The sequence below is a fragment of the Pseudomonas sp. NUPR-002 genome (assembly GCF_056322725.1).
Genome location: NZ_CM150476.1, coordinates 4,386,496 through 4,397,155, shown reverse-complemented (window position 1 = coordinate 4,397,155; position 10,660 = coordinate 4,386,496). Strand labels below are relative to the sequence as shown.

At 63.2% G+C, this 10,660-nt stretch carries 8 protein-coding genes and 1 pseudogene; 4 read left to right on the top strand and 5 right to left on the bottom strand.

All coding sequences use genetic code 11. The features are described 5' to 3' along the window. Position 1 precedes the first annotated feature (1 nt). The 4 genes from ACVWSC_RS20130 to dsbD form a co-directional block, all read right to left on the bottom strand. Positions 2 to 487: a YkgB family protein gene (locus ACVWSC_RS20130; RefSeq protein WP_442108856.1), complete on the bottom strand. Its 486-nt coding sequence runs from the start codon at positions 485 to 487 to the stop codon at positions 2 to 4. A gap of 75 nt (positions 488 to 562) precedes the next feature. Beyond that, positions 563 to 1,327 (bottom strand): thiol:disulfide interchange protein DsbG, encoded by a 765-nt coding sequence (gene dsbG / locus ACVWSC_RS20125; protein ID WP_442108855.1) that lies wholly within the window; start codon positions 1,325 to 1,327, stop codon positions 563 to 565. After that, positions 1,312 to 2,169: a TlpA family protein disulfide reductase gene (locus tag ACVWSC_RS20120; RefSeq protein WP_442108854.1), complete on the bottom strand. Its 858-nt coding sequence runs from the start codon at positions 2,167 to 2,169 to the stop codon at positions 1,312 to 1,314. The genes dsbG and ACVWSC_RS20120 overlap by 16 nt, the downstream gene beginning before the upstream one ends. Continuing rightward, positions 2,169 to 3,884 carry a protein-disulfide reductase DsbD gene (dsbD, locus tag ACVWSC_RS20115; protein ID WP_442108853.1) on the bottom strand — a complete coding sequence of 572 codons (1,716 nt, stop codon included), beginning with the start codon at positions 3,882 to 3,884 and terminating at the stop codon, positions 2,169 to 2,171. Before dsbD ends, ACVWSC_RS20120 begins: the two co-directional genes overlap by 1 nt. Before the next feature lie 172 nt (positions 3,885 to 4,056). Between dsbD and ACVWSC_RS20110 the strand changes: the two genes are divergently transcribed. The 4 genes from ACVWSC_RS20110 to pvdP all read left to right on the top strand — a co-directional run bounded on the left by ACVWSC_RS20110 (position 4,057) and on the right by pvdP (position 9,213). Beyond that, positions 4,057 to 4,740, top strand: coding sequence for a response regulator (locus ACVWSC_RS20110; RefSeq protein WP_442108852.1), 684 nt, complete (start codon positions 4,057 to 4,059; stop codon positions 4,738 to 4,740). Beyond that, positions 4,737 to 6,059, top strand: a complete 1,323-nt coding sequence (locus ACVWSC_RS20105) for an ATP-binding protein (RefSeq protein ID WP_442108851.1) — start codon at positions 4,737 to 4,739, stop codon at positions 6,057 to 6,059. Before ACVWSC_RS20110 ends, ACVWSC_RS20105 begins: the two co-directional genes overlap by 4 nt. Before the next feature lie 156 nt (positions 6,060 to 6,215). Continuing rightward, positions 6,216 to 7,604 (top strand): aspartate aminotransferase family protein, encoded by a 1,389-nt coding sequence (locus tag ACVWSC_RS20100; RefSeq protein ID WP_442108850.1) that lies wholly within the window; start codon positions 6,216 to 6,218, stop codon positions 7,602 to 7,604. A gap of 4 nt (positions 7,605 to 7,608) precedes the next feature. Next, a complete protein-coding gene (gene pvdP / locus ACVWSC_RS20095; RefSeq protein WP_442108849.1) occupies positions 7,609 to 9,213 on the top strand; it encodes a pyoverdine maturation tyrosinase PvdP in 1,605 nt (534 codons plus the stop codon). 49 nt (positions 9,214 to 9,262) lie between these two features. On the opposite strand, the pseudogene ACVWSC_RS20090 reads toward pvdP, so the two are convergent. Next, positions 9,263 to 10,657, bottom strand: a pseudogene (locus tag ACVWSC_RS20090) (efflux transporter outer membrane subunit); the annotation flags it as partial. Positions 10,658 to 10,660 lie beyond the last annotated feature (3 nt).

The following is a 10,660-nucleotide window of genomic DNA, read 5'->3' as shown; positions in this document are numbered from 1 at the left end:
CTTAGGCCTGGGCCAGGGTAGAGCAGGTGCGGCGTAGGTCGTGTTTGAGCAACACCACCGAAGCGGCCAGCAACACGGCGTCCTTGATCAGGAAGGACGTCGCACCGCCCATGGCGGGAAAGCCACCGGCACTGCTTTCCCAGGCACCAGGGGTGGTCAGGATCAAGGTCAGGGTAGTGAGGTAGGTGAGTGCCGAACCAAGCGCCCCGGCCACTGCCCAGGTGGGTGACCAGATGCCGATCAGCAAGGCGGCGCCGATGGCCCACTCGGCCACACCCAGGGCGTAGCTGGCGCCCTGGATGCCAAAGGCGGCATGCATCCAGGACAGCAATGGGCTGTTGCCGATCAGGGGAATAAGCGCCTGGGCTTCATAGTCAAACCACTTGGTGTAGCCAAAGCCGATGAAGATCACGATCAGGCTCCAGCGCACCAGCTGGATATCGAAAGAGGAGCGTACAAAGGTATTGAGGTAAGTGGAGTGGGTCATGGAGAGTTCCTTTCAGATGAGGGGTACTCTCCAGACGCCGTGATCGGGTGGACGTTACACGCCGCTGTCAGGGAATCAGCGTTTACCCAGAATTTTTCCGAGCATTTCCGGGCGCGGCGCACCTTGCTGGGTTTGCAGCTGTTGCTGTTCGTCGAGGTAGAAAATCGCTGGCGTCGCAGACAGGCCCAGCTCTTCCATCAACGCCAGGTTGCTGTCGAGCTTGGCCTGCACGGCCTCGGGAATCTTGTCGAGGGCCTTGAGCGTGCTGGCTTTGCCTGCACTCTCGTGTTTGAGCAGCGCCTGCACCGGGTCTTTGCTGGCCAGCAGCGCTGCCGACTTACCTGGGCTGTCTTCGCGGATGATACCGACCATGATGTGGCGCAACTGCACCTTGCCCGACTCGACCCACGGCCGAGCCTGCTGCCAGAACATGTTGCAGTAAGGGCAGTTAGGGTCGCTGAACAGGTAGACGATTCGCGGAGCATCGGCTTTGCCGTCGGCGATCCAGGCGGTCTTTTCCATCTTCGCCCAGACTTCCTTGGCCATCGGTGCGTACACCAGCTTCTGCAGAGGTGCTTCGCTCAGGTCCTGGCCTTGCTCGTCGAACAGGCTACCGACCAGCACGTGCTTGCCGTCTGGGGTCAGGTACAAGGCCATACCGCGGTTCTGATACTCGGCGGCATAACCGCGCAAGCCGTTCGGGGCATCGAAGCTGCCCTTGATCTTTACCCCCTTGGCTTCGATTTGCTGCACGGCTTTGGGCAGCGATTCGGCCATGGCGGTGTGGCTGGCCAGCAGGCCCAGGGTGAGGCCCAGCGGCAGTTTCAACAAAGGGTGCATGCGTCGTTCCTTGAAGTATGGGTGACGGCGGGCGCAGGGCTGCGCTCGAAGGATTCCAGGGCGTGGGTGAGGCTGGCCCGTGATAGCTCGCCCAGGTGACTGCCGACCAGGCGGCCGTCAGCGCTGTAGAACAGGGTAGTGGGCAGGGCCATGGAGCCGACTTTCTGCGCCAGCTGCCCACCGCCGTCGAACAGCACGTGGGACAGGTTCAGCCCGGTCGTGGCGAGAAAATTACTGACCGTTTGCGGGGTTTCCCCCTGGTTGACGAACAGGAAGGTGATATCAGGATGGTCGTGCTGCGCTTGTTGCAGCACTGGCATTTCCCGTCGGCACGGCGGGCACCAGGTGGCCCACAGGTTGATGACCAGTGGCCGGCCCTTGTAATCGGTGAGTTGCACCGCCTGGCCGTTGGCCTTGTACAGGCTCACTTCGGGCAATTGCGTGCCTTGTTCATACAAATGACTGGCCATGCTGCCGAGCACCCAGAACAGCAAACCGCTGAACAGGCCCCAGCCTAACGGGCGGCGCAGTGTCGGGCGCCGCCAGCCGCGCCACACGGCGCCGAGTGCCAGCACCAGCAGCCCCGGCCAGAGCAGGAAGCCGCCATCGCGCAGGTCGACGATCTGAATCAGGTCGTCGCGGTACATCGGCCAGTAGCTGAGCACAAACCCCAAACGCGCGCCCAACAACCCCAGCAGGAACAGGCCGAACAGCACCGATTCGGGGTTGTCGCCCTCGCGCTTGGCCACCCGCCAGCCAACCAATGTGGCCAAGGCCAGTGCGCCCAGTAGCAACAGATGATCGACGGCCATGGTCAGCGGCCCGAGGTTCACGGTCAGCATCAGCCTTGACTCCGGGTCTGGGCCCATTGTTCGAGGAAGTTCTTCGCATCGATTTCGCCGGTGATACGTCGGGCGCGGCGCTCGTTGCCCTCCGGGCCGATCCAGATCAGGCTGGGCGGGCCGGGCACCTGGTAGCGTTGCATCAGTTCGCGGCTCGACGGTGCATCGGCAGTTACATCCAGACGGATCAAATGCACACCGTTGAGGGCCGCCAGTACATCAGCGCGGCCGAACACCTGCTTTTCCATGACTTTGCACGACACACACCAGTCGGCATAGTAGTCCAGCATTACCCACTGCCCCCTGGCTTTGGCGTTGTCCAGTTCGCGTTGCAGCTCAGCCGGTCGGGTGACGGTGACGAATGCGTCGCTGTGGGCCACGCTGGCGACTGTGGCGGTACCGGCGCGGAACGGTTGCAAGGGTTGCCAGAGGTCGCTGCCGCCTGCGGCAGCACCAATCACCAACAAACTGCCCCAGAATCCGGCCAGCAACGGCAGTGCGCGGATCGGCCGTAGGTTGTGTAGTGCAGGCCACGCCGCCCAGGCCAAGGCAATCAACCAGGCGCCGCCCAGGCCCAGCCACAGCGACGGCTCCAGCACAGTGCGCAGGGTGTACAGGGCCATGGCCAGGAACACGAAGCCGAACAGGCCCTTGACCAGGTTCATCCACGGGCCAGGACGTGGCAGGTAGCGATTGCCCAGGGTCACCAGTAGCAACAGCGGCAAGCCCATGCCCAGGCCAAGCGTGAACAGCACCAGGGCGCCGTGAACGGCGTTGCCACTCTGTGCGATATACAGCAGGGCACCGGCCAGTGGTGCAGTCATGCACGGCCCCATCAGCAATCCTGAAAGGGCGCCGAGCAGGGCGGCACCGTAGAGATTGCCACCGCGGGTGCCGTGGCCCGCACGTTCCAGGCGATCACGCAGCCAGGCCGGTAACTGCAGTTCGAACACGCCAAACATCGGCAAGGCCAGCAAGACGAACAGGCCGGCCAGGGTGCCGAGCAGCCAGGGCTGTTGCAGCCAGGCCTGCAGGCTGCCACCGAGCAGTGCGGCGATCACCCCGAGCGCGGCGTAGACCAGGGCCATGCTCAAGATGTAGACGCTGGCCAGCAGCCAGCCACGACGCGCACTGACGCCGTTGCCCAGCACCAGGCCGGCGAGAATCGGCAGCATCGGCAGCGAGCACGGCGTAAAGGCCAGCAGCAAGCCGAGGCCGAAGAAGGCCAGTAGGCTCCAGGCCAGGGTCGACTGTTGCAGGCCGCCCGCCAAGGCTTGGTCGCTGGCCTGTTCATTGGCTTGTTCGGCCGCCGGCGTGTCGCTCAGGCTGACCAGGCTGGTTTGCGGCGGGTAACACAAGCCGGCATCGGCGCAGCCTTGCCAACCCATGCGTAACTGCCCCGTGGCGCTGGCTGGCAGTATCAGCTCCAGTTCGCCTCGGTAAACCTGCGTGTCGCCGAAGTATTCATCATGGTAGGGCAGGGCTTCTGGCAACGTGGGGTGTTGTTCAGCAGGCAGGCCGTCGAACTTCAGGCGCTTCTGGTACAGGTAATAGCCATCAGTGATTTTCCAGTGCAGGCGCATTTCGCCGGATGGCAGGCGCTCGCTGCTGAACACAAAGGCTTTGTCCACCGGCAGAAAGTCACTCTGGGCGAAGGGGTTGGCCTGGGAAAGGCCGCTGAACAGGAGCATCAGGGCAATTAATAAAGTGCGCATCTCAAAGCCTTGGTAGTGCAGTAAGCGCCTGATCCTGGCCGAGCGCGATTAACCGAGTGTTAACCACAACGCGTCGGTTGTCGCACAAGCCGAGACGATCCGCTGTCGGCGCGGCATAATCCTGAGTTAATCCGCCTGCGCTTCACTGCCATTTTTAGTTGTGAGACCCACCATGCACGTACTGCTCTGCGAGGATGACGACCTGATTGCCAGCGGCATCGCTGCGGGGCTGACCGCCCAGGGCATGACGGTGGACCGGGTGGCAAGTGCAGCTGCAGCCCAGGCCATGCTCCAGGCCGCCAGCTTCGATGTCATGGTGCTGGACCTGGGCTTGCCCGATGAAGATGGCCTGAAATTGTTGCAGCGCCTGCGCCAGCAAGGGGAGACGCTGCCGGTGCTGGTGCTGACTGCGCGCGACGCGGTCACCGATCGGGTCGATGGCCTGCAGGCCGGTGCCGACGATTACCTGCTCAAACCGTTTGATCTGCGTGAGCTGGCGGCACGGCTGCACACCCTGTTGCGCCGCTCGGCCGGGCGCGCGGTCAATATCATCGAACACGGTCCGCTCAGCTACGACCCGAGCAGCCGCGAAACTTGCCTGGGCGGGGTGCCGGTCGACCTGTCGCGACGTGAGCAGGCGCTGTTGCAGGCACTGTTGCACAACCGTGGCCGGGTACTCTCCAGTGAACAGCTCAAAGACAGCGTCTACGGCTTTGGTGACGAGGTGGAAAGCAACGCCTTGAACGTGCATATCCATCACCTGCGGCGCAAGTTGGGCAACGGTATCGTTGAAACCGTGCGCGGCCTGGGTTATCGCCTGGGGCCGGCACAGCTACCCGAGGCTGCATCGCAATGAGCCTGCGTGTACGCCTGACGCTGATCCTCGGTGCCGCCTTTGTGCTGATTTGGGCCCTGGCGGCGGCCTGGATGCTGCGCGATCTGCGCTACCAGATGATGTTTTCCCTCGATCAGCGCCTGGTGGCGTCGGCGCGAATGGTAGCCGGCTTGATCGATCAGTTGCCGCAACCGCTGGTAGCCAAGGGCGGCGGCACCCAGTTGAGTGCCGATCAGCTCAGCGTACCGGACGGCATGGCCTGTCAGGTCAGCTCGCTGCGCGGTGAAATCATTGCCCGCAACCACAATCAGGAACACAACCTCGAAGACGATCGCAGCGGCTTTCGCGACCAGACCATCGAGGGCGCGCGCTGGCGTACCTTTACCTATTATCGCGGTGACGTCCGTATCACCACGGCCGATCGCCATCAGGAGCGCGAGGCGCTGAACCGTTCGATTCTGCTGGCCGCGTCGGCACCGGTGCTGGTGGCGTTGCTGGGCAGCCTGGGATTGTTGTGGATCGGCATTGGCAAGGGCCTGGCGCCGCTCAACCGCATGCGCGATGCCTTGCGCAGGCGCAGCCCCGACGCCTTGGAACCCTTGCAGGTGCGTGGCCTGCCGAGTGAGTTGCAGCCATTGCAAGACACCCAGAACCAGCTGTTCCAACGCATCGCCCAGACCATTGAGCGCGAGCGCCGCCTCACCGATGACGCCGCCCATGAGCTGCGTACACCGTTGACCGCGATCAAGACCCACCTGCAGGTGGCGCGCATGACCGAAGGGGCAACCCGTGAACAGGCCCTGGAGCACGCCGAGCAAGGCGCAGACCGCTTGCACCGGACGTTGGAGCAACTGCTGTTGTTGGCGCGGGTCGAGGGCAGCCTGTCGTTCGAAGATGGTGTTCAGTGCAATGCCGAACAGGTTGCCCGCCAGGCCATCCAGGACACCGGGCTTGCGAATGCGCAGCGGGTCGACCTGCGACTGGCACCGGACGCTGCCCAGGCATTTCTCGACATGCCTTCGCCACTGGCGGTGACGGCCTTGCGCAACCTGTTGGATAACGCGCTGCGCCACACCCGTGGTAGCGAACCCGTGGAGTTGGCGGTACAGATGGAAAAGGGCCGGGTAGCGTTCCTGGTTCGTGACCACGGGCCGGGCATTGCCGAACAAGACCTTGAGCGCCTGACCGAGCGGTTCTGGCGCACCGGGCAAAGTGGTAGTTGCGGTCTGGGGCTGGCGATCGTCCAGGCTATCGTGCAGCGCTGCGCCGGTTCGCTGCGCTTCGACAGCCACAGCGACGGCTTGCGCGTGTTCATGCACATCCCCCAACGAGCACAGTAGGAGCGGGCTTGCCCCGCGATCGTGGTGTATCTGAAAAACCGCAATCGCGGGGCAAGCCCGCTCCTACCAATTAAAACGTTGGTTTTGCTAAATCCTCGCGGCGCTGAAGCGTTTTTCAAGCGATAACAATCCGCTTGCTTGCGAGGGTTTCCTCAGATGTCAGTCGCTATCAGCGTTGCCGAAACGCTTTATCACTTCGAAGAGTCGCCCTTGCTGGCCCGGCAAAAGCAGCAGGAGTCCAATGCCCGCAGCTATCCACGACGTATTCCGCTGGCGTTAAAAAAGGCCCGGGGCTTGTATGTCGAAGATGTCGAAGGGCGTCAGTTCATCGATTGCCTGGCGGGCGCTGGCACCCTGGCCTTGGGGCACAACCATCCGGTGGTGATCGAGGCCATTCAGCAGGTGCTGGCCGACGAGCTACCGCTGCACACCCTCGACCTGACCACGCCGGTCAAGGACCAGTTCGTCCAGGACCTATTCGGCCTGTTGCCACAAGCGTTGCGTGACGAAGCACGGATTCAGTTCTGCGGGCCGACCGGAACCGATGCGGTGGAAGCGGCATTGAAGCTGGTACGTACGGCCACCGGGCGCACCACTGTGTTGTCGTTCCAGGGCGCTTATCACGGCATGTCTCAAGGCGCGTTGAGCCTGATGGGCAGCCTGGGGCCGAAAAAGCCACTGGCCGGGCTGCTGAGCAATGGCGTGCAGTTTCTGCCGTATCCCTACGACTACCGCTGCCCGTTCGGACTGGGCGGTGAGGCTGGGGTCAAGGTCAACCTGCACTACCTGGAGAACCTGCTGAGCGACCCGGAAGGTGGCGTGCAATTGCCCGCTGCGGTGATTGTTGAAGCCGTGCAAGGTGAGGGCGGAGTGATTCCGGCTGATGTGGAATGGCTGCGCGGTGTTCGGCGGATTACCGAGCAGGCCGGTGTGGCGCTGATCGTTGATGAGATCCAGAGCGGTTTTGCCCGCACCGGCAAGATGTTTGCCTTCGAACACGCCGGCATCGTGCCGGATGTGGTGGTCATGTCCAAAGCCATCGGCGGCAGCCTGCCGCTGGCCGTGGTGGTGTATCGCCAGTGGCTGGACACCTGGCAGCCTGGCGCTCATGCCGGAACTTTCCGCGGCAACCAGATGGCCATGGCGGCAGGTTCGGCGGTGATGAAGTACATCCAGGAACACAACCTGTGTGCCCATGCCGAGGCCATGGGCGAGCGTTTGAGCGGGCACCTGCGCCGCCTGCAGCAGGATTTCCCGCAACTGGGCGATATTCGTGGCCGTGGCTTGATGCTCGGGGTTGAGCTGGTGGATCCGGCCGCCACCCTGGATGCCCTCGGCCACCCGGCCGCCTGCCCACAGTTGGCGCCGCTGGTGCAGCGTGAATGCCTCAAACGCGGCTTGATTCTTGAACTCGGTGGCCGCCACGGGGCGGTCGTGCGTTTCTTGCCACCATTGGTCATCACCGCTGAGCAGGTCGATGAAGTGGCTGCACGCTTTGGTCGTGCGCTGACCGCAGCGGTCGCCAGCCTGCGCGGAAACGAGTAGGCCAATGACGATATCGCGGCGAGGATTCATAGCGGGTCTGGCGGTGGCAGGTGCAGCGGTGCCGGCGGTGTATTACGCACACAAAGAACTGACCCACGACCCGGAAGACGACATTGTTACAGCGGGTGAGGCCAGCGTTGAACTGGCCGATACGGCCGGTCAGCAGTTGGCTGATCAGTTGCGTGGCGTGTGGGACCTGCGTGTTCACGGCAGCCAGGCCGGGCTGGCGGGTTTGCCCGAGCACGGCTTGCAGCTGTACCTGGATGTCGCCAACAAAGGGCGTGGGCTGCGAGGTTTTGTCGATGAGCAAAGCCGTCTTGAGGGGCAGGGGCCTGTGGCGTACCGCGTGGTCGGTGACCTGGTGGGGGCTTCCAGCGCCCAGGTGCGTTGGCGCTTGCTGAGTAATCAGGGCGGTCCGGGTTATGAGTGTGTTGCCAGCCTGGATGAGGTCTGGGGCGATTTTGCCAATGCCGGCAGCGCAACCTTGAGTGGTCGCCTGCAGCCGCTGGATCGTTCCATGGCCTTGCCGTTGCTCGACAGCCATTTCGTTGCCGTTAAACGCCTGTTTCCGGAAGCGCGTGAACGCTTGCCGTACACCGCGCAACTCCAGGCGTGGTTGATCAGCGCCGAACATCGTCTGTTCCATCAACTCTGGCATGCAACCCGCGACAAGTGGCACGACCTCAGCGCAGAGAAACGGGAGGCCCTGCGCGGTCTGGGCTGGCAGCCCGGGCCGCGTGAGCTGGAGCGCGATGCCCGCGGCCCGCGCAAGCATCGCAACGGTTCGGGTGTCGACTTTCTGTTTATGCACCGGCACATGCTGGGCACCGCGCGCTCCATGCAGGACTTACCGTCCTGGCCGCACTTTCCCTTGCCCAGGCCCAGCGTCGAACAGGACCGGCAGGGCTTTGCCCGTTACTTCGATAACCACAATGGTTATTGCGTTCCGCCCACCTGGCTGGCGCCAGACGATGAGGCCTATGGTCAGTGGGTGTCGGCGATCAAGGCCGGCGAAACCTTCTGCAGTAACTTTCAAGTGTGGGAATCGCAGTATCAGGATCCGCTCTACTTGTCGAAACTGACCCTCGGTGCATTTGGCTCCGAGCTTGAGATGAACCTGCATGACTGGCTGCACATGTGCTGGGCTTCGGTGCCACGCGATCCGGTCAATGGCGCGCCGGTGCCTTTTGCCCGTGATCCGGCGGATTTCGCTTCGCGCTGGTTCGGTGCGGAGAATGACTTTCTTGGCGATCCCTTTTCATCCCATGTGAGCCCAGTGTTCTGGGGGTTCCATGGCTGGATCGACGACCGCGTCGAAGACTGGTACCGCGCCCATGAACGGCACAATCCTGGCCAGGTGCGCAGGCGTGAGGTCAATGGGGTGAAGTGGTTTGCGCCGGGGCGTTGGGTCGAGGTCGAAGACCCTTGGCTGGGCCCGGTGACCCATGGTTGCAGCACCGTGCCCGGAGCCTTTCCCGGCAAGTCGGTGGAAATGGATGTGGAAACCATGAAACTGGCGTTGCGTCTGACCTTTGGTGAAGACGACAAGATTGCCGATCTGTTTCGCCGCGTGCCTCGGCGGCCGTGGTACGCACGGCACCTGTCCTGACCCCCTTCTTCGGTGGGAGATACCGTCTTGCACCACCTGTGGGAGCGGCGGTTTGCCAGCCGCCGCCGAGGGCTTTGTATAGCGCCACGCTGCCTTGCAGGCGCGCCAGCCGCAGTTGCGCCTGCTGATCTTGGGCCTGATAAAGCGTGCGCTGTGTCTCCAGTACCGTCAGCAAAGTTTCGGCACCGGCCTGATAACGGCTTTGCGACAGCGTAAAGGCAGTCTGCGCATGCTCGACTTCCTGATCCTGCCACTGGCGCTGATCATCCACGCCACTGATGGCATTCAGGGCTTTTTCAACATCGGCAAACCCCGCGACGATTGTACTGCGGTAGTTTTCCAGCAGTTCTTCCTGCTGCGCCTGGGCTTTGTCGCGTTCGGCGCGCAGGCGGCCGTTGTTGAAGATCGGTGCGGCCAGCCCGGCACTGAGGGTGTAGTAGGGGCTGCGCAGAATCTGGGCAAAGGTGTCGGCACCTGATCCCAGGTCCGCGCCCAGGGTCAGGCTTGGCAGCATCGCTGCGCGTGCCACCTGAACATTGGCCTGGGCGGCGGCCATACGTGCTTCGGCGGCGGCAATATCGGGGCGGCGGCTGAGCAACTGGCTCGGTACGCCGCTGCCAATCGTCGGCCAGCGCACCCCGTCGAGGGACTCCTGGAGCGGCGGCAGTTGCTGCACCGGCTTACCCAGCAAGGTTGCCAGGGTGATGCGCGCTTCTTGCAGCTGTTGTTCGAACAGCGGCACCTGGCGGGCCTGACCGGCAACCAGGCTCTGTTGCTGAGCCAGTTCCAGCGCGGTGGCCGAGCCTGAGTCGTAGCGGGTCTGCACCAGGCGCAATACGTCCTGGGCGTTGGTCAGGTTGAGTTTGGCGATGCGCACTTGTTCGGCCAGCGCCAGGCTCTGCAGGTAGCTGTTGGCGACCCCGCTGAGCAAGGTCAGCTCTACGGTTTGGCGGTCGTAACGACTGGCATCCAGGGCAAATACGGCGCTGTCGCGGGCAGCCACTTTGCCGCCCCAGAAGTCGATTTCGTAGCTGGCGCTCAAGGTGGTGTTGAACGAGGTGCTGGTACGTTCGCTGCTGCTGGCATCGAGCTGGTCGAAGCCATTGCCGCGCAACAGACGCTGGCGGCTGCCATCCAGGCCAAACTTTACTTCCGGCAACAGCGGCGCCCCGGCGATTACCGCCGAAGCCTGCGCCTGGCGGACCCTGGCGGTGGCGGCGGCGAGGTCGTAGCTCCCGCTGCGTGCTTGTTCGATCAACTCGTTGAGCGCTGCGCTGGCGAACTGTTGCCACCAGTCCTGTTGCACCGCTGGCAAGTTCTCGTTGCTCTGGCCTTGCCAGGCGTCAGGCGCCTGCACACCACTGTCCGGTGGCGTGGGGCTGTTACTGCAGGCGGCGATGAACACACTGATGGACAACACACTGAAACGGCTGGGCAGGTTCATGGA

Coding starts and splice junctions, on each gene's coding strand:
- pvdP (WP_442108849.1), top strand. CDS start 7,609: ATGACGATATCGCGGCGAGGATTCATAGCGGGTCTGGCGGTGGCAGGT.
- ACVWSC_RS20100 (WP_442108850.1), top strand. CDS start 6,216: ATGTCAGTCGCTATCAGCGTTGCCGAAACGCTTTATCACTTCGAAGAG.
- dsbD (WP_442108853.1), bottom strand. CDS start 3,884: ATGCGCACTTTATTAATTGCCCTGATGCTCCTGTTCAGCGGCCTTTCC.
- ACVWSC_RS20130 (WP_442108856.1), bottom strand. CDS start 487: ATGACCCACTCCACTTACCTCAATACCTTTGTACGCTCCTCTTTCGAT.
- ACVWSC_RS20105 (WP_442108851.1), top strand. CDS start 4,737: ATGAGCCTGCGTGTACGCCTGACGCTGATCCTCGGTGCCGCCTTTGTG.
- dsbG (WP_442108855.1), bottom strand. CDS start 1,327: ATGCACCCTTTGTTGAAACTGCCGCTGGGCCTCACCCTGGGCCTGCTG.
- ACVWSC_RS20120 (WP_442108854.1), bottom strand. CDS start 2,169: ATGCTGACCGTGAACCTCGGGCCGCTGACCATGGCCGTCGATCATCTG.
- ACVWSC_RS20110 (WP_442108852.1), top strand. CDS start 4,057: ATGCACGTACTGCTCTGCGAGGATGACGACCTGATTGCCAGCGGCATC.